Origin of the sequence: Streptomyces thermocarboxydovorans, from assembly GCF_039524635.1 — a bacterium.
Taxonomy (GTDB): Bacteria; Actinomycetota; Actinomycetes; order Streptomycetales; family Streptomycetaceae; genus Streptomyces; species Streptomyces thermocarboxydovorans.
The window spans coordinates 1-18,334 of the sequence record NZ_BAAAGU010000085.1; the positions used below are offsets into that span (position 1 = coordinate 1).

Consider the following 18,334-nt stretch of genomic DNA (forward strand, 5'->3'; position numbering starts at 1 on the left):
TGGACGAAGACCGCCGACGAGATCCTCGACAAAGTCGCCGCCTACTGCCGACGAATCTCCGACTCAGGTCACTAGAGGTCGACCTCCTTCATCAGCATGCCGACCTCGGTGTTGGTCAGGCGCCGCAGCCAGCCGGACTTCTGGTCGCCCAGGGTGATCGGCCCGAAGGCGGTGCGCACCAGCTTGTCGACGGGGAAGCCGGCCTCCGCGAGCATGCGCCGCACGATGTGCTTGCGGCCTTCGTGCAGGGTCACCTCGACGAGGTAGTTCTTGCCCATCTGGTCGACCACCCGGAAGTGGTCGGCGCGGGCGTAGCCGTCCTCCAGCTGGATGCCGTCCTTCAGCCGCTTGCCCAGGTCGCGCGGGATCGGGCCGACGATGTGCGCGAGGTAGGTCTTGCGCACGCCGTAGCGGGGGTGGGTCAGCCGGTGCGCCAGCTCGCCGTGGTTGGTGAGCAGGATGATGCCCTCGGTCTCGGTGTCGAGCCGGCCGACGTGGAACAGGCGCGTCTCGCGGTTGGTGACGTAGTCGCCCAGGCACTGCCTGCCCTCCGGGTCCTCCATCGTGGAGACCACACCGGCGGGCTTGTTCAGCGCGAAGAACTGGTACGACTGGGTCGCGACGGTCAGACCGTCGACCTTGATCTCGTCCTTCTCCGGGTCGACGCGGCGGCCCTGCTCCAGCACGATCTCGCCGTTGACCTCGACCCGTGCCTGGTCGATCAGCTCCTCGCAGGCGCGCCGGGAGCCGTAGCCGGCGCGGGCCAGCACCTTCTGCAGCCGCTCGCCCTCCTGCTCGGCGCCGGGGAAGGTCTTCGGCAGCTTGACCTGCTTCTTGCCGGCGTACCGCTCGCGGTTGCGCTCCTCGAGCCGGGCCTCGTACTCGCGCGAACGCGCCGGAGCGGTGCGGCCCCGGCCGCCCTTCGGCGACGCCTTCGGTGACGCCTTCGGCTTTCCGCGCCCGGACTTCGGGCCGTCCTTGCCGGCTCCCGGGCCGACGTCGTAGCGGCGCTCCTCGGGGCGGGGCTTGCGGGGGCGGCCCGGCCCCTGCTTCTGGTCCCTGTTGTTGCCGGCGCCACGGTAGTTACCGCGTCCGCCGCTCTTTCCGCTGCCGCTGCTTCGCATCAATAGTCCGTCGTCGTCGTTTCAGGCATGTTCGTCGCGGGACCGTCGTCCTCATCCGGGGCGTCCGGATCGAACGACGGCACGCCTTCCTGGGTCTCGGCCTCGATCGCCTCCGCCTCCGGGAGGAAGGGCGCGAGCTCCGGGAGCTCGTCCAGACCGCGCAGGCCCATCCGCTCCAGGAAGTAGTTCGTCGTCGTGTACAGGATCGCACCTGTTTCGGGTTCCGTGCCCGCCTCCTGGATCAGACCCCGCTGGAGCAGGGTGCGCATCACACCGTCGCAGTTCACTCCGCGCACCGCTGAGACCCGGCTGCGGCTGACCGGCTGACGGTAGGCGACCACGGCGAGGGTCTCCAGGGCGGCCTGGGTGAGACGGGCCTGCTGCCCGTCCAGCACGAAGCCCTCGACGGCGGCGGCGTACTCGGGCCGGGTGTAGAAGCGCCAGCCGCCCGCGACCAGGCGCAGCTCGAAGCCGCGCCCCTGCACGGTGTACTCGTCGGCCAGCTCCCGCAGGGCGTCGGCGACCTGCCGCTTCGGCCGCTCCAGTATCTTCGCCAGGTGCTCCTCGGTGGCGGGCTCGTCCACGACCATGAGGATCGCCTCGAGGGCGGGCTTGAGGTCGAGGCCGGCGACGCCGCGCGCCCCGGCGGGCGCCTCGGTGGTGTCCTCGCTCACTTCTTCTGCTCCTCCTCGGGCTGCTCGGGCGGCCGGTCGAACTCGTCGGTCACCATCGGCGTCTCGTCCCCGTCCCCGCCGGTCCAGCGCACCAGCAGTTCGCCGAGCGCGGTCTCCTGCTCCAGCGCCACGGCCTTCTCGCGGTACAGCTCCAGCAGCGCGAGGAAGCGGGCGACCACGGTGAGGGTGTCGTCGGCGTCCTCCACGAGGGCCCGGAAGGACGCCTCCTTCAGCTCCTTCAGCCGGGCGACGACGATCCCGGCCTGCTCCTGCACGCTGACCAGCGGCGCGTGGATGTGATCGACGTACACCTGCGGCTTGGGCTTGGGCTGCATCGCCTTCACGGCGAGCCTGGCGAACCCCTCGGGCCCGATGCTGATGACCACCTCGGGCAGCAGCTCGGCGTGGTGCGGCTCCAGACCCACGGTACGGGGGTACCGCCGCGCCTCCTCCTCCAGCCGCTGGTTGAAGATCTCCGCGATCTGCTTGTACGCGCGGTACTGCAGCAGCCGGGCGAACAGCAGGTCCCGCGCCTCCAGCAGGGCCAGATCCGCCTCGTCCTCGACCTCGGCGGCGGGCAGCAGCCGAGCCGCCTTGAGATCGAGCAGCGTCGCCGCGACGACCAGGAACTCGGTCGTCTCGTCCAGATCCCAGTCCGGCCCCATGGCCCGGATGTGCGCCATGAACTCGTCGGTGACCTTGGACAGCGCCACCTCGGTGACATCCAGCTTGTGCTTGGAGATCAGCTGGAGCAGCAGGTCGAAGGGCCCCTCGAAGTTGTCCAGCCGGACCTTGAAGACCCCTTCGGATGCCTCCTCCTCAGCCCCGCCGGGGGCCGGAGCCCCCTCGTCCGAGGCCTGAGCGCCGTCCGGCCCGGTGGCCGCCGATGAGTCTGCCTGGACCTCAGAGGCCGGCGTGTCCCCCGCCCGTGCTTCCCCGTCCGCCGCGGCCGGCGCACCCTGCGCCGGAAGCAGGACGGCCCCCGCTGCGGCTCCGACGGCCCCCGCCGCAGCTCCGACGGCGTCCGCCGACGGCCCGGGGTCACCCAGAGGGGCCTCCACCGGTGGAGCGGCGGCGGCCGATCGCGCGGGGACGTCCTCCGTGATCCGGGCCGTGCCCTCCGAGAGCCGGGAGCCGGCCTCCACGAGCGGGCGGTCGTCGTTCGCCGGACGGGCGCCCGGCAGCGCGACCTCATCGCTGGAATCGGTGCCCTCAGCGGGCGGCTCGCCGTCCCCGGCGGCCGGTTCGTCCGTGCCCCCCGCACCGGGGCCGCCCGACACTCCGTAGGGCGCCCCGCCAGGGGAGGGCACCGGCGGGAGCCGGGGCTCGCGGGGTGCGTCGGCTCCCGGGCCCCGGCCCAGTGCGCGGCGGCGTCGGGGGCGGTTTCCCTGGCCGGAGGCGGGCGCGTCGTAGGAGGTCATGGCCTCCGCAGGCTACCCCTACCGGCCGCGCAGTCGGCGCACGAGGATGCTCGCATCCCCGCGGGTCTCCAGATCCGCCAGCACCACGGCCACCGCCTCGCGGACGATCCGGCCCCGGTCGACCGCGAGGCCGTGCTCGCCGCGCAGCACCAGGCGCGCGTGCTCCAGGTCCATCAGCTCCTCGGCGGAGACATACACGGTGATCTTCTCGTCGTGCCGCTCCCGGCCGCTCGGCCGGCGCGCTGCCCTGCCCCGCTTCCGCGGCGCGGCCGGCGCCGCCGCCGCCTGGCGCCGGGTGGTGCGCTCGCCCCGGCTGCGCGGCTGCGCCGCCTCGCCCTGCTCCACGTCGGCCGCGGCATGCTCCGCGCCCTCGCCGTCACCGCCCTGTGCGGGCACCGACTGCGGGGCGTCGTCGAGCGCCGCCGCCGCGTCGCCCTCCCCCGCGGGCGCGGGGACCCGGGCGTCGCCGTTGGCCTGGCGCCTGGGTGTGGACGGCTGAAGCGCCATTCCCCCTGTCGTACGGAAGAGTTCGTCGGCCCCCGGCAGACTCACTCGGCGTGACACCGGGCGAGCACCTCCCTGGCGAGCTGACGGTAGGCGGCGGCACCGACGGAGTTGGACGCGTACGTGGTGATCGGCTCACCGGCGACCGTGGTCTCCGGGAAGCGCACCGTGCGGCCGATGACCGTGTGGTAGACGTGATCGTCGAACGCCTCGACCACGCGCGCGAGCACCTCACGGCTGTGCACCGTGCGCGAGTCGTACATCGTGGCGAGGATCCCGTCGAGCTGCAGGTCGGGGTTGAGCCGCTCCTGGACCTTCTCGATGGTCTCGGTCAGCAGCGCGACACCGCGCAGCGCGAAGAACTCGCACTCCAGCGGCACGATCACCTTGTGCGCGGCGGTCAGCGCGTTCACCGTGAGCAGACCGAGCGAGGGCTGACAGTCGATCACGATGTAGTCGTAGTCGTCCATCAGCGGCTTCAGCGCCCGCTGCAGCGTCGACTCGCGCGCGACCTCGCTCACCAGCTGCACCTCGGCCGCGGACAGGTCGATGTTGCTGGGCAGCAGGTCCATGTTGGGGACCGCGGTCTTCAGCAGCACCTCGTCCGCCGCCATGCCCCGCTCCATGAGCAGGTTGTAGACGGTGAGGTCGAGCTCCATCGGGTTGACGCCGAGTCCGACCGACAGCGCGCCCTGCGGGTCGAAGTCGACGAGCAGCACCCGGCGTCCGTACTCCGCGAGCGCCGCTCCCAGGTTGATGGTCGACGTCGTCTTGCCCACGCCGCCCTTCTGGTTGCACATCGCGATGATCTTCGCGGGCCCGTGGTCGGTCACCGGGCCCGGGATCGGGAAGTACGGCAGCGGACGCCCGGTCGGGCCGATGCGCTCACGGCGCTGACGCGCGGCGTCGGGCGCGAGCGTGGCAGCGTACTCGGGGTCGGGCTCGTATTCGGCGTCGGGGTCGTAGAAGTGCCCCTCGGGCAGTTCGTCGTAGTCGGCGAAATGGTCGTGGGGCGCGCCACTTCCGTCGCCGGCCATGGCGTTCACGTGATGGCCATCCATGCTCTGGTGTGCTGGTCGAGTCACCCCTTCGGTCCGGTGACTCTGGTGGGCTGCGAAGGTGCGCACAGCGACGGAGCCGACAGCAGCGAACCCCGCGGGACCCTGGCCCCGTGCCGGCATTCCTGGTTGACCACCCCCGGGAGTAAATGTCGACTCATTCACAAGTCGTCTTACCTCCTTGGTGACCAGGAAACTTCTAGACAGGTCAGCGTGGCACCATGCCGACGGTTGGCGACTCTATGGCGTGTCGTGGGTCCGCAGCAACACAATCCGCCGGACCCGGCCCGATGTGTCGGCAATGAAACATCCCGCTGTCAAGCGGCGTACGGCCGTCGCACGGCAGGTTTTGCCGTTGTGCGAATCGGTAGAACGGTTACGTTCGAGGCGAGTTGTCCCGGAATCGCGAGGTGACCATACACACATCCGGCCGGACCTTGACGCACAAGGTCCGGCCGGATGCGCGGCGTTGACGACCGAAGTTGACGTATCGCCTTTGCCCGATGATGACTTGGTCGACTTAGCGTCCGGACACCGCCGGGACCGGCTCAGCCGAGCAGCGAGGAGAGCTCCACGTGCTCCAGGCCGTGCGCCTCGGCGACCTCCTTGTAAACCACCTTGCCGTCATGGGTGTTGAGGCCCTTGGCGAGCGCCGGGTCGCGGCGCAGCGCCTCCACCCAGCCGCGGTTGGCGAGTTCGACGATGTACGGCAGCGTCGCGTTGGTCAGCGCGTAGGTCGAGGTGTTGGGCACCGCGCCGGGCATGTTGGCCACGCAGTAGAAGACCGACTCGTGGACCTTGAAGGTCGGGTCGGCGTGCGTGGTCGGGCGGGAGTCCTCGAAGCAGCCGCCCTGGTCGATCGCGATGTCGACAAGGACACTTCCGGGCTTCATCCGGGAGACCAGGTCGTTGCTGACCAGCTTCGGGGCCTTGGCGCCGGGCACCAGCACCGCGCCGATCACCAGGTCGGCCTCCAGGCAGGCCTTCTCCAGCTCGAAGGCGTTGGAGACGACGGTCTGGATCTTCGTGCCGAAGACCCGGTCGGCCTCCTTGAGCTTGTTGATGTCCTTGTCCAGCAGGGTCACGTGGAAGCCGAGGCCGATGGCGATCTGCGCGGCGTTCCAGCCGGAGACGCCGCCGCCGATGACCACGGCACGGCCGGCCAGCACGCCGGGGACGCCGCCGGGCAGCACACCGCGGCCGCCGTGGGCGCGCATCAGGTGGTAGGCGCCGACCTGGGCGGAGAGCCGGCCCGCGACCTCGGACATGGGGGCGAGCAGCGGCAGGGAGCGGTTGGGCAGCTCCACCGTCTCGTAGGCGATGGCGGTGGTGCCGGACTCCAGCAGGGCGTCCGTGCACTCCTTGGACGCGGCCAGGTGCAGGTAGGTGAAGAGGGTCTGGTCCTTGCGGAGGCGGTGGTACTCCTCCGCGATGGGCTCCTTGACCTTCAGCAGCAGGTCGGCGGCCGCCCACACCTCGTCGGCGGTGTCCAGGATCTGCCCGCCCGCGGCCACGTACTCGGCGTCCGGGATGGACGAGCCGACGCCGGCGCCACGCTCGATGACGACCTGGTGGCCGTTGCGCACCAGCTCGTGCACACCGGCGGGGGTGATGGCCACCCGGAACTCGTTGTTCTTGACCTCGCGGGGGATGCCGACCTTCACGTCGATCACGGTCCTTGGCTCGGAGGGTAGGGGGTATTACTACACAGACCCGGGCACGCAAGGGCACACCGGGAGAGACCGCAGGGGAAAGTGCGGCAGACCCAGTCTAATGAAGGTGTTCCCGCTGTCTAGCCTTTCATTGCACCAATCTTCTGCGGATGCGCTACGGATTTCGCAGGCGTTAGCTCACTGTGTCGGCTCGGCGTCGCCTTCCTCGGTACCAGCGGCCTCCTCCTCCAGCATCCGCTCGGCCGTGCCCCGGTGCAGCGCGGCGGAGGCCGGATCGCCCAGGTGGCCGTAGGTGTCGGCGAGCCTGAGGTGCAGCGCCGCCTGCAGCCGGACGTCCTCGGCCCGGCGCGCCCATTCCACCGCCTCCCGGCAGGTGCGCAGCGACTCCTCGAACCGGCCCGCGTACTCCTGCACCCGGGCCAGCTCGCTCAACGCCCGCGCCCGTGCGGCGACATCGCCGCACTTGCGGTAGCCAGCGACGGCGGCGCGCCAGTTGCGCTGCGCCTCGCCGTAGCGCCCCGCGTAGGAGTGGGCGGCGGCGATCCGGCCGTAGAGGCGGGCGGCGTCCGCGCGCTCGTCCCGGGCGAGCCGCTCGGTCAGGGCCCGGCCGAACCAGTCGGCGGCCCGGTCGAAGTCCCCCAGCTCCAGATGGGCGCCGCCTACGGATTCCATCGCACGGCCGGTCGCATACGGGTCGTTCGCCCGCCGTGCGGCGTCCAGCGCCGCCCGGTAGCGGGCCAGCGCGTCGGTGGTGCGTCCGGTACGGGCGTCCAGGTCGCCGAGGTTCAACAGCGCCGCCGCCCGCTCCCGGGGCAGCCTGCGGCGGTCCGCCACGTCCAGGACCAGGGAGTGCAGCCCGAACAGGTCGCTCGCGGCGGCCTGGGTGCCGAAGTGGGCGACCATGGCCCGCACCAGCTGCGACAGCAGCCGCCGGGCCAGGGTGTCCAGCTCCCCGTCGGCCACCGCGAGCCGGGCGGAGGCGAGCAGGGCGGGGCGGAAGGCGCGCAGCCAGTCGGCGGCGGCCCTCGGGTGCGGGAAGCGCAGGGAGCGCGGCAGGCCCTCGAGCTTCTCGCGCGCCCGGGCGCTGTCGGTCTCGGTGATGGCCCGGCACGACTGCAGCAGCCGGACGGTCCGCTCGAGCATGCGGGCGCGCGCCAGCTGCAGCTCGCCGGGGCGTTCGTGGGTGCCGGCGAGGGCGCGCAGCAGGGGGTGCAGACAGCCCGGCACCTGGTACTGCGGCAGCTCGGACGGGACCCGGTGCAGCAGGCCGAGGGCGGCGAAGTCGTCGAGCGTGGCGCGGGCGCTGTCCAGCGAGCATCCGGCGAGGGCGGAGGCGGTGTGCGGGTCGGCGTATCCGGCCGGGGCCAGGCTGAGCAGGCGCAGGGTGCGGGCGGCGGGCGCGGGCAGGCCCGCGTGCACGAGCCGGAACACGCGGGCGACGGGCGGGCCCTCGTCGGGGTCGGCGTGCAGCTGCTTGGCGAGGTCGGCGACGGCGGCCTTGGGCCGGGCGGCGAGCCAGCCGCCGGCCAGCACCAGCGCGGCCGGCTGGCCCTGGCACTGCTCGGCCAGCGCCTCGGCGGAACGGGGGTCCACGGTGATGCGCACCGAGCCGGCGGCCTGGCTCAGCAGCTCGACGGCGGACTTGGTGTCGAGCCCGCCGAGGGTGCAGGGCCGCACGTCGCTGATCCCGGTCAGCGGCCCCTCGGAGACGGCGACGGCCAGGCAGTCGGGGCTGTCCGGCAGCAGCGCGTCCACCTGCTCGGCGTCGGCGGCGTCGTCCAGCAGCAGCACCGCACGGCGCCCGGCGAGCGCGGACCTGAGCGCCTCGGTGAGCTCGTCCTCGGCGGCCCCCGCGGGCGGGGAGACGTCCAGCTCGTCCAGCATCTGACGGGCGGCACGGGCGACGGGCACGCGGGTGCCGTCGGGCTCGCTCAGCCGGACGCTGAGGACTCCGTCGGGGTAGCGCTCGGCGACCTGGCGGACGAGTTCCCCGGCGAGGGTGGTCCGGCCGGATCCGGGGCGGCCGGCGATGAGCAGCACCCGCGCGCGGGGGGCCTTGCGTCCCGACAGGGTGTCAAGCCCCGCGCGCTCGATGTCCGCGCGCAGCTCCTTCAACTCCCGTGTACGGCCCAGGAACCGGGCTTCCGTGTCCACCACCTGATCCGTCACGGGCCACACTCCCGTCCCACCGTGAGCCGTCAGCCGAGAGCGTAGTTCACCTCGCACAACGCCCCGGTGGGACCACGGCGGCCGGGTCCCCCGATCGGATCAGCGGATGGTCACACGAGTTGCGCAGCCGGCGCGGCTGTGCCGCACGCCGGGGCGAGCGGAGACGGCCCAGGCATCGAGGGTCCGGGGCAGGCGAAACAGGCCTACGCCTCGAAAGGCCGCGGCAAGCGAACCCGGCCTACGCCTCGAAAGGCCGCGGCAAGCGAACCCGGCCTACGCCTCGAAGGGCCGCGCCGGCCAGGGCGCCAGCGCCGGGCGCAGCGCGTCCAGGCCGTCCCCGGTGCGCGCGGCGACCAGCGACAGCACGCCGACCACCAGGCAGTTGTTGTGCAGGTCCCCCGCCAGCACGCCCCGCACCAGCTCGTCCACCGGCACCCGGGCCAGCTCCATGTCGGCCTCCTCGTCCTCGACCTGGAACCGCTCCCCCTCGGCCTCGGACAGCCCGCGGGCGAGGAAGATGCGCACCGCCTCGTCGCAGCCGCCCGGCGTGGTGTAGACGTCCGTCAGCACCCGCCAGTCCTCGGCCTTGACGTGCGCCTCCTCGTACAGCTCCCGCTGCGCCGCGTGCAGCGGGTTCTCGCCGGGCACGTCCAGCAGCCCCGCCGGGATCTCCCACAGCTTCTGCCGCACCGGGTGCCGGTACTGCCGCAGCACCACCACCCGGTCCTGGTCGTCCAGGGCGAGCACGGCCACCGAGCCCGGGTGCACCTGGTAGTCGCGGTGCACCACGGTCCCGTCCGGCATGACCACGTCGTCGGTGCGCACGGAGGTCTTGTTGCCCACGAACGGGGTGTCCGTCGCCCGGATCTCCCACTCCTCCGGCGTGTCCTTGATCGTCATGCCTGTTCGTTGCCTTCCCTGCGTGTCAGTCGTCGGGCCGGGACCCGTGAAACGGCGAACCCGGGAAACCGGGAACCGGGAGAACCCAGGAGCACCTTGGGGAATCTGCGAAACCCGGAAAAACGGGGCCGGAGCGCTCGCCTTTTGAAGGTTCGCACCCCGGCCACCGTACAACCGGTGTGTTACTTCGAGATCTTCCGCTCCACCGCGGCCTTCACCAGACCCGCGAAGAGCGGGTGCGGGCGCGTCGGGCGCGAGCGCAGCTCCGGGTGCGCCTGCGTGGCGACCAGGTAGGGGTGCACATCGCGCGGGTACTCGACGTACTCGACGAGCTTGCCGTCCGGAGAGGTGCCGGAGAACACGATGCCGGCCTTCTTCTCCAGCTCCGCGCGGTAGGCGTTGTTCACCTCGTAGCGGTGCCGGTGGCGCTCCTCCACGTACTCCTTGCCGTCGTAGACCTCGCGCACGATCGAGCCCTCGGCCAGCTTCGCCGGGTACATGCCGAGCCGCATGGTGCCGCCCATGTCGCCCTCGCCGGCGACGATGTCGAGCTGCTCGGCCATGGTGGAGATCACCGGGTGGGCGGTGGCCGGGTCGAACTCGGTGGAGTTGGCGTCGGGGATGTCCGCCAGGTTCCGCGCCGCCTCGATCACGATGCACTGCAGGCCCAGGCAGAGGCCGAGCAGCGGGATCTTGTTCTCGCGGGCGTACTTGATCGCGCCGACCTTGCCGAGCACACCGCGGTCGCCGAAGCCGCCCGGGATGCAGATGCCGTCGACGTCGGAGAGCTGTGCCTGGGCGCCGGCCGGGGTCTTGCAGTCGTCGGAGGTGACCCACTTGATCTTCACCCGGGCCCGGTTGGCGAAGCCGCCCGCGCGCAGCGCCTCGGTGACCGACAGGTAGGCGTCGGGCAGGTCGATGTACTTGCCGACCAGGGCCAGGGTGACCTCGTGCTCGGGGTTGTGGACCCGGTCGAGCAGGTCGTCCCAGGTGGTCCAGTCGACGTCGCGGAACGGCAGGTCCAGCTTGCGCACCACGTAGGCGTCCAGGCCCTCGCCGTGCACGGTCTTCGGGATGTCGTAGATCGAGCGGGCGTCGGGGCAGGCGACCACGGCGGCCTCGTCGACGTCGCACATCAGCGAGATCTTCCGCTTGATGGCGGTGGGCACCTCGCGGTCGCAGCGCAGCACGATCGCGTCCGGCTGGATACCGATGTTGCGCAGCGCCGCAACCGAATGCTGGGTGGGCTTCGTCTTCAGCTCACCCGAGGGGCCGATGTACGGCAGGAGCGAGATATGGACGACGAAGACGTTGTCACGGCCCACCTCGTGCCGGACCTGGCGCACCGTCTCCAGGAACGGCAGCGACTCGATGTCGCCGACGGTGCCGCCGACCTCGGTGATCACGACATCGACCTCGTCCGTCGCCATGCGGCGGATGCGGTGCTTGATCTCGTTGGTGATGTGCGGGATGACCTGCACGGTGTCGCCGAGGTACTCGCCGCGCCGCTCCTTGGCGATCACGGTGGAGTACACCTGGCCGGTGGTGACGTTCGCCGACCCGTCCAGGTCGCGGTCGAGGAACCGCTCGTAGTGGCCGATGTCCAGGTCGGTCTCGGCGCCGTCGTTGGTGACGAACACCTCACCGTGCTGGAAGGGGTTCATCGTGCCCGGGTCGACGTTCAGGTACGGGTCGAGCTTCTGCATCACGACCCGCAGACCCCGTGCCTTGAGCAACATGCCGAGGCTGGAGGCGGTCAGTCCCTTGCCGAGCGAGGAGGCGACACCCCCGGTGACGAAGATGTGCTTGGTCGTCGTGGATTTGGGCGGCATGGCCAAGAGGGGGCTCCCGTGGTCGCGGTCTGTGGGTGCGGTTCCGGGGTCCTATCGCCCACCGGTCCACGGGCTACCAGCGTATCAGCGCCTCGGGGCGGCGGCTTACGGCCACGCTCCGCGCACGGGCCGGTACGGACGGGCGACCGCACACGGTTCCCTCACCCCTTGCTCACTCGTTCGGCGGACTCACGTTGTCCGGAGGGGCACACAGATCATCTACGTGCGTCGTATCCTGCTCGGACACTCGCTGCCGAGCCCGGCCGGCCGAACGGCACCACCCCCGCCCGTCACACCGGAACAACGAGAGCTCGTCAGTTCGTTGAACGACAATTGGTGCTTTGCCCCTGCGGCTGAGTGACTGCTGTGCTTGACCGTTCAACGAGGTATCCGAAAAACCCCTTGACCGCACTAGCGACAACCCCCTTGCGGGGTGACGTGGCCGTTCGACTGGAGTTGCACGTGGCCGGGCGTATCGAAGACTACGCACTCATCGGAGACATGCAGACCGCCGCGCTGGTCTGCCGGGACGGCACGGTGGACTGGCTGTGCCTGCCCCGCTTCGACTCGCACGCCATCTTCGCCGGCCTGCTGGGCAACGAGGAGCACGGCTTCTGGCGCCTCGGCCCCGCCCACGCCTCCGACCAGCAGCCGCCCGCCGCGGCCCGGCGCAGCTACCGCGGCGACTCGCTGATCCTGGAGTCCGAGTGGGACACCCCGCGCGGCACGGTCCGCGTGACGGATTTCATGCCGCCACGTGACGGCGCGCCGCAGCTGATCCGGATCGTGGAGGGCATCTCCGGCCGGGTGCCGATGCGCTCGGCGCTGCGGATGCGGTTCTCCTACGGCCGGATCGTGCCGTGGGTGCACAAGCACGAGGGGCGCACGGTGGCCGTGGCGGGCCCCGACTCGGTGTGGTTCGACACCGAGGCCGAGACCTACGGCAAGTCGCTGACCACCTACTCGGACTTCACCGTCTCGCCGGGCGACCGGATCACCTTCACCGTCTCCTGGCAGCCCTCGCACAAGGAGCCGCCGCCGCTGCCCGAGCCGGAGCAGTCGCTGGAGGCCACCGAGGACTTCTGGCGCGAGTGGGTGGAGCACTGCACGTACCACGGCCCCTACCGCGAGGCCGTCGTCCGCTCCCTGATCACGCTGAAGGCCCTGACGTACGCCCCGACCGGCGGCATCGTCGCCGCGCCCACCACCTCCCTGCCGGAGGACATCGGCGGCGTGCGCAACTGGGACTACCGCTACACCTGGCTGCGGGACGCGGCGATCACCCTGTCCTCGCTGCTGCGCACCGGCTACCGCGAGGAGGCCCGCGCCTGGCGCGAGTGGCTGCTGCGCGCGGTCGCCGGCGACCCGGAGAACCTGCAGATCATGTACGGCATCGCCGGTGAGCGCGAGCTCGGCGAGGCGGAGCTGGACTGGCTGCCCGGCTACGAGAACTCCAGCCCGGTCCGGGTCGGCAACGGCGCCGCCTCCCAGCTCCAGCTGGACGTGTACGGCGAGGTCACCGAGGCCCTGCACCTGGCGCACATGACCGGCCTGGCGCGCAACGACTACGCCTCGCTGCTGCAGCTGAAGCTGATCCGCTACCTGGAGAAGCACTGGCAGGAGCCGGACGAGGGCATCTGGGAGGTGCGCGGACCGCGCCGCCACTTCGTGCACTCCAAGGTGATGGCCTGGGTGGCGGTCGACCGCACCATCAAGCTGATCGAGTCCGGTGACGCGGACGGACCGCTGGAGCACTGGAAGCAACTGCGCGACGACATCCACCGGGACGTCTGCGAGAAGGGCTACGACAAGGAGCGCAACACCTTCACCCAGTCCTACGGCTCCAAGGAGCTGGACGCCTCGCTGCTGCTGATCCCGCAGGTGGGCTTCCTGCCGCCGGACGACAAGCGGGTGATCGGCACCGTGGAGGCCATCCAGCGGGAGCTGTCCACGCCGGACGGCTTCATCCTGCGCTACCCCACGGAGGGCCGGGACCGGGGCGTCGACGGCCTGCCGGGCGACGAGGGGGCGTTCCTCGCCTGCTCGTTCTGGATGGCCGACGACCTGGCGATGATCGGCCGGGTGGACGAGGCCCGCAAGCTGTTCGAGAAGCTGCTCGCGCTGCGCAACGACCTCGGTCTGCTCGCGGAGGAGTGGGACCCGCGCCGGCAGCGCCAGGTGGGCAACTTCCCGCAGGCGTTCAGCCACGTGCCGCTCATCGACACGGCGCTGCGGCTGACCGCGTCGGGGGCGTACGGGGGCTGAAGCTCCCCGGGCTCACGCCGCGTCGAGCTCCGCAGGAAGCCATGGCCGTACCCGCTTAGGCTGAGAACAGCCAGGCAACCGCGTAGGGATTGTGCCCCTTGCCCGAGAGGGGGCGGCCATGGCCACCCGAGCGACGGCCGGCGCGGCGGTGTCCGCGCTGCGTGAGGATCTCACCGGTGGTGTGTTCACTCCCGGTGACCGGGGCTACGACGACGCCCGGACCGTGTTCAACGCGATGATCGACCGGCGGCCCGCGGTGATCGCCCAGTGCGCCCACCAGGACGACGTGGTGCGGGCGGTCCGGTTCGCCAGGGAGCGGGACCTGCCCGTCGCGGTACGCGGCGGGGGGCACAGCGTGGCGGGGCAGGCCCTCAACGACGGCGGACTCGTGGTCGACCTGCGCCGGATGCACCGGGTCGCCGTCGACCCCGCGGCCGAGGCGGTGCGGGTCGGCGGCGGGGCCACGATGAGCCATCTGGACCGTGCCACCGAGCCGTACAACCTGGCGACGACCGGCGGCAGGGCGTCCACCACCGGCGTCGGCGGCTTCGTGCTCGGCGGCGGCAGCGGCTGGCTGGACCGGTGCTTCGGGCTGGCCGTGGACAACCTGCTCGGCGTGGAGCTGGTCACCGCCGACGGCCGCAAGGTCCGCGCGAACGCCGACGAGAACCCCGAGCTGTTCTGGGGCCTGCACGGCGGCGGCGGCAACTTCGGCATCGCCACCGCGATCACCCTGGAGCTGCACGAGCTGCCGGAGTTCGCCATCGCCCTGCTGCTGTACCTGCCGGAGCACGGCCAGGAGGTCACCCGCACCTTCCGCGACGTGATCGAGACGGGCCCGAACGAGGCGAGCGGCGCCGTGCTCTACTTCCCCGCCCCGCCCGAGGAGTTCGTCCCGCCGCACCTGGTCGGCACCCTGCTGTGCGCGGCGCTGCTGACGTACGCCGGTGCCGAGGCGGACATGCGCGAGGTCGCCGAGCCGCTGCTGGCACTGCCGCACGAGGCGGAGATCGTCGGCGCCATGCCGTACGCCGATGTGCAGTGCATGATCGACGACCCGTGGGGGATGCGGAACTACTGGACGGCGGAGTACCTGACGGGACTGCCCGACGAGCTGATCGACGTGGTCTGCGCCCGCGCGGAAGCGCTGCCGCTGGGCACCGGCACCCAGGACGCGGTGTTCCCGCAGGGCGGCGCGATCGCCTCCGGGCCCGCCGAGTACCCGGTGCCCTACCGGGACGCGCCCTGGGGCGTGCACCCGTTCGCCATCTGGGAGAGCCCGGCCGACGACGAGCGGTGCATCAGCTGGGTGCGCGAGTGCCGCACCGATGTGCGGCCGTGGAGCACCGGGGCGGTCTACCTCAACTTCATCGGCGACGAGGGCGCCGACCGGGTGGTGGCCGGTCTCGGCCGCGAGAACGCCCGGCGGCTGGCCGAGCTGAAGCGCACCTGGGACCCGGACAACGTGTTCCGCTTCAACCACAACGTCCGGCCCGCGTGAGCCCGGCGTCCGCCGCCGGGCTTGGCGAGGTGTCCGGGGATCGCCGGCGCGGGTAGCGTCCGGGTCATGGACAGCGGCACGAACAGCGGATACGACAGCCAGGGCACCGGGATCACCGTCAAGCAGGCCCTGGAGCTGCCCGGACTGCGCAGCGGGCTGCCGGAGGTCGTGGCGGGCGCCGACCGGCTGGACCGCACGGTGCGCTGGGTGCACGCGGGCGAGGTGCCCAACATCGCGTCCCTGCTCAAGGGCGGCGAGCTGCTGCTGACCACCGGCTACGGCATGGGCAACCGCCCGGCCGACCAGCGGGCGTTCGTGCGCACCCTGGCCGAACGGGGCATCGCCGCGCTGGTGGTGGAGCTGGGCACCCGCTTCACCCGCCTGCCGGCCGCCCTGGTCGACACGGCCCGGGCGGCGGGGCTGCCGCTGGTGCAGCTGCACCGCGAGGTGCCGTTCGTCACGGTCACCGAGGAGATCCACACCGAGATCATCAACGGCCATTACGCGCTGCTGCAGCGCGCCGAGGAGGTGCATCGCCGCTGCACCGAGGCGCTGCTGGGCGGGGGCGGGGTGCCGCAGGTGCTGGAGATCCTGGCCGGTTTCAGCGGCAACCCGGTGTTCCTGGAGACGACCGACGGGCAGCTGCTGTACGCCGCCGGGGAGGGCCTGGAGGGGGCCGATCCGCTGCAGGTGTGGGAGGGGCTCAGGGACAGGCACCAGGACGACCCGCCGGCCGGTTCGGCGCTGATCGACGTGCCCGGCGGGGGCCCGGGCAGCGGGCCGCGGGCGCGGCTGGTGCTGCTGCCGGTGCGCGGCAGGCTGCTGCCGGTGCACCGGATGGCGGCCGAGCGGGCGGCGAGCATCCTGGCCGTGGTGCTGATGCAGGCCCGCCAGGAGGAGGAGCTGGCGGCGCGGGGCCGCGGCGACTTCCTCACCGACCTCGCCGAGGGCCGGATCAGCGCGCAGGACGCGCCCGCCCAGGCGCGGGTGCTGGGCTTCAAGCCCGGCGACAGCCCGCTGCTGCCGGTGGTGATGCGGCTGGGCGACGCGCTGTCCCCGCACGGCGGCGGCTGGGCGGTGCTGGCCCGCGCGGTCTCCGAGGAACTGGCCTCGCTGGGCGTGCCGCTGCTGCTGGGGGTGCGGCCGGTGGAGGGCCGGGTGCCGCTGCTGCTGGGGCTGCGCTCGGAGGCGGACCGTACGGCGATGGCGGACCGGGTGGCGGTGGCGCTGCGGGCCGGTGTGGAGCGGGCCGGGATGCTGCGGCCGGGGGCGCCGCCGCCGGTCGTGGTGGTCGGCATGCCCGGCGGCTGGGCGGCGGCCTCGACGGGGCTGCGGCACGCGGCGGAGACGGCGACGGCGGCGCAGGGGCTGCCGGAGCGGCCCTGGTACGACGCGCGGCGTCTGGACATCGATCTGCTGATGTGGCGGCTGCGCGACCATCCGGACCTGGCGGCGTTCGTGGAGCGCGCCCTCGGCCCGCTGCTCGAGCACGACCGGCGCTCGCGCCCGCCGCTGCTGCCGACGCTGGAGACGTATCTGGCGCACGCGGGCCGCAAGGCGGAGACGGCCCGGGAGCTGCATCTGAACCGCCAGACCCTCTACAACCGCCTTGCCCGCATCGGGGAGCTGCTCGGCAGCGACCTGGACGATCCGCAGACGGTCCTGGTGCTGAGCCTGGCGCTGCGGGCGCGCCGGCACGTGACCTGATCCCGGCCCGCCCCGCGGCCGCCGCCGAAGGTCAGACGAGCGGGCGGGCCTGGGTCAACTCGTCGTAGACGCTGAGCACTTGGGCGACCGTCTCGTCCTCGGTCGGCCAGGTGGCCGCCTGCCGGGCGCCCTTCTCGGCGAGCTCCGCCCGCCGCTCGGGGTCCTTCAGCAGCCGGGTCACGGCGTCGGCGAGGGCGCGCGCATGGCCGTAGGGGACGAGTTCGGCGGCGTCGCCGACGAGTTCGGGGATGCCGCCGACCCGGGTGGCGACGAGCGGCACCCGCGCGTGGAGGGCCTCCTGGGCGAGCACCGAGCGCGCCTCCCAGCGGCTGGTGAGCAGGGCGAGGTCGGCGGCCGCGAGCAGGTCGGTGGCGTCGTCGCGCCGGCCGATGAGCCGGACCGGCAGCTCCTCCTGCTCGATCCGCCGCTGCAGGGCGGCCCGTTGGGGCCCCTCCCCCGCGATCACCACCAGCGGCTCGGGGTCCAGCCCGCGCCAGGCGTGCGCGGCGTCCAGCAGGGTGTCATAGCCGCGGTGCGGTTCGAGGGAGCCTACGGCGATGAGCAACGGGCGCCCGATGGCGCCCAGTTCGGCCTGCATCTTGGACCGCATCCGGTCGGGGTCGTCCGCCACGGGCGCGGGCCGCGGCCCGGGCAGGGCGACGGCGGCCAGCCGGGCGTCCCGCGCCCCGGTGCGGCGGGCCCGGTCGACCAGCGCGGAGGTGGTGCCGAGGACCACCGTGGCCGCCTTCACGACCCGTCGCTCCAGCAGGCGCAGGAACTGGGCGCGTGCCCCCTCGGCGTGCGCCCGGTCGTGCCAGGTGACGACGAGCGGGGTGCGCCGGCCGCTCAGCGCGAGCACGGTGCGGAACGAGGCGTGCAGGCCGTGCGCGTGCACCAGATCGGCGTGCGTGCAGGCCTCCCGCAGCGCGGCCACCGAGCAGGGGTCGCTGCTGCGCGGCACGGGCACCAGCTCGGCGCCGACCTCCGTGAACCCATAGGTGTGATCCGCCTCGACGGGGGCGCACACCGTGACGCGCACGCCCCGTGCGACCAGCCCCGCGGCCAGCGACCGCACATGTGCGCTGCTGGCGGCGTTGCCCCCGCCCAGCACCTGCACGGTGCACAGCGGCGACTGGCCGTGCGGCGAGGGGCTGCTGACGGGGGTCACGTGGCCGTGCTCCTGGTTCGGGTCGGGCGGTCACGGAAGAACGTACAGAAGGTTCGTGCGGCGGGGTTGTACCGCGCGGTGTCCTCCGCGTACCCGTCAAGGATGCCAGCACGTACGGGTGTTCCGGGAACGACGAAGGTCCCGCGGGAGCGGGCCGACCGGCCCCTTCACCCACAAGAGTGACGGAGGATTCGGCTCCGCAGCCGTGCCGCGGCCCGCCGCGGCCGCCGGGCCGCCTCGCTCACCCGGTCCCCGCAGGCCGCCGCGGCCACCAGTGCCGCCGCGTGGCCGAGCAGGGCGGCCGCGGCCATGGTGCGGATCAGGGAACCCAGGGGCGA

Annotated in this window: 13 protein-coding genes; 3 read left to right on the forward strand and 10 right to left on the reverse strand. The window is 72.4% G+C overall.

Annotated elements, in window-relative coordinates:
- Nucleotides 1–71: 71 nt before the first annotated feature.
- From ABD198_RS28100 to pyrG, 9 genes are all read right to left on the reverse strand, one after another.
- Nucleotides 72–1,124, reverse strand: coding sequence for a pseudouridine synthase (locus ABD198_RS28100; protein WP_344007093.1), 1,053 nt, complete (start codon nt 1,122–1,124; stop codon nt 72–74).
- Nucleotides 1,124–1,798, reverse strand: a complete 675-nt coding sequence (scpB, locus tag ABD198_RS28105; RefSeq protein WP_344007095.1) for an SMC-Scp complex subunit ScpB — start codon at nt 1,796–1,798, stop codon at nt 1,124–1,126. Before scpB ends, ABD198_RS28100 begins: the two co-directional genes overlap by 1 nt.
- Nucleotides 1,795–2,847 carry a segregation and condensation protein A gene (locus tag ABD198_RS28110; RefSeq protein ID WP_425580572.1) on the reverse strand — a complete coding sequence of 351 codons (1,053 nt, stop codon included), beginning with the start codon at nt 2,845–2,847 and terminating at the stop codon, nt 1,795–1,797. Before ABD198_RS28110 ends, scpB begins: the two co-directional genes overlap by 4 nt.
- Nucleotides 2,848–3,237: 390 nt before the next feature.
- Nucleotides 3,238–3,783: a hypothetical protein gene (locus ABD198_RS28115; RefSeq protein ID WP_344007100.1), complete on the reverse strand. Its 546-nt coding sequence runs from the start codon at nt 3,781–3,783 to the stop codon at nt 3,238–3,240.
- Nucleotides 3,768–4,904, reverse strand: coding sequence for a ParA family protein (locus tag ABD198_RS28120; RefSeq protein ID WP_344007102.1), 1,137 nt, complete (start codon nt 4,902–4,904; stop codon nt 3,768–3,770). Before ABD198_RS28120 ends, ABD198_RS28115 begins: the two co-directional genes overlap by 16 nt.
- A 425-nt stretch (nt 4,905–5,329) precedes the next feature.
- Entirely contained in the window at nt 5,330–6,454 is a 1,125-nt protein-coding gene (gene ald / locus ABD198_RS28125) for an alanine dehydrogenase (RefSeq protein ID WP_344007104.1), read from the reverse strand.
- A gap of 177 nt (nt 6,455–6,631) precedes the next feature.
- The gene (locus tag ABD198_RS28130; RefSeq protein ID WP_344007106.1) at nt 6,632–8,623 is read right to left on the reverse strand and encodes a tetratricopeptide repeat protein; all 1,992 of its coding nucleotides are present in this window, start codon (nt 8,621–8,623) and stop codon (nt 6,632–6,634) included.
- Nucleotides 8,624–8,896: 273 nt separating this feature from the next.
- Nucleotides 8,897–9,523, reverse strand: coding sequence for an NUDIX domain-containing protein (locus tag ABD198_RS28135; protein ID WP_167997405.1), 627 nt, complete (start codon nt 9,521–9,523; stop codon nt 8,897–8,899).
- 182 nt (nt 9,524–9,705) lie between these two features.
- Nucleotides 9,706–11,355, reverse strand: a complete 1,650-nt coding sequence (gene pyrG / locus ABD198_RS28140) for a CTP synthase (RefSeq protein ID WP_344007108.1) — start codon at nt 11,353–11,355, stop codon at nt 9,706–9,708.
- Between the two features lie 462 nt (nt 11,356–11,817).
- On the opposite strand from pyrG, the gene ABD198_RS28145 reads away from it, so the two are divergent.
- From ABD198_RS28145 to ABD198_RS28155, 3 genes are all read left to right on the forward strand, one after another.
- Nucleotides 11,818–13,620, forward strand: coding sequence for a glycoside hydrolase family 15 protein (locus tag ABD198_RS28145; protein ID WP_344007110.1), 1,803 nt, complete (start codon nt 11,818–11,820; stop codon nt 13,618–13,620).
- A gap of 118 nt (nt 13,621–13,738) precedes the next feature.
- Nucleotides 13,739–15,121, forward strand: a complete 1,383-nt coding sequence (locus ABD198_RS28150; RefSeq protein ID WP_344007112.1) for an FAD-binding oxidoreductase — start codon at nt 13,739–13,741, stop codon at nt 15,119–15,121.
- 66 nt (nt 15,122–15,187) lie between these two features.
- The gene (locus ABD198_RS28155) at nt 15,188–16,828 is read left to right on the forward strand and encodes a PucR family transcriptional regulator (RefSeq protein ID WP_344007114.1); all 1,641 of its coding nucleotides are present in this window, start codon (nt 15,188–15,190) and stop codon (nt 16,826–16,828) included.
- A gap of 31 nt (nt 16,829–16,859) precedes the next feature.
- Here the strand turns inward: ABD198_RS28155 and ABD198_RS28160 are convergent, their stop codons facing one another.
- Nucleotides 16,860–17,996 (reverse strand): glycosyltransferase family 4 protein, encoded by a 1,137-nt coding sequence (locus ABD198_RS28160; protein WP_344007116.1) that lies wholly within the window; start codon nt 17,994–17,996, stop codon nt 16,860–16,862.
- Nucleotides 17,997–18,334: the final 338 nt, after the last annotated feature.

What these genes read in the sequence shown, in the direction of transcription:
- ABD198_RS28100 (WP_344007093.1), bottom strand. Translation starts at nt 1,124, where the DNA reads ATGCGAAGCAGCGGCAGCGGAAAGAGCGGCGGACGCGGTAACTACCGT.
- ABD198_RS28120 (WP_344007102.1), bottom strand. Translation starts at nt 4,904, where the DNA reads ATGCCGGCACGGGGCCAGGGTCCCGCGGGGTTCGCTGCTGTCGGCTCC.
- ABD198_RS28135 (WP_167997405.1), bottom strand. Translation starts at nt 9,523, where the DNA reads ATGACGATCAAGGACACGCCGGAGGAGTGGGAGATCCGGGCGACGGAC.
- pyrG (WP_344007108.1), bottom strand. Translation starts at nt 11,355, where the DNA reads ATGCCGCCCAAATCCACGACGACCAAGCACATCTTCGTCACCGGGGGT.
- ABD198_RS28150 (WP_344007112.1), top strand. Translation starts at nt 13,739, where the DNA reads ATGGCCACCCGAGCGACGGCCGGCGCGGCGGTGTCCGCGCTGCGTGAG.
- ABD198_RS28155 (WP_344007114.1), top strand. Translation starts at nt 15,188, where the DNA reads ATGGACAGCGGCACGAACAGCGGATACGACAGCCAGGGCACCGGGATC.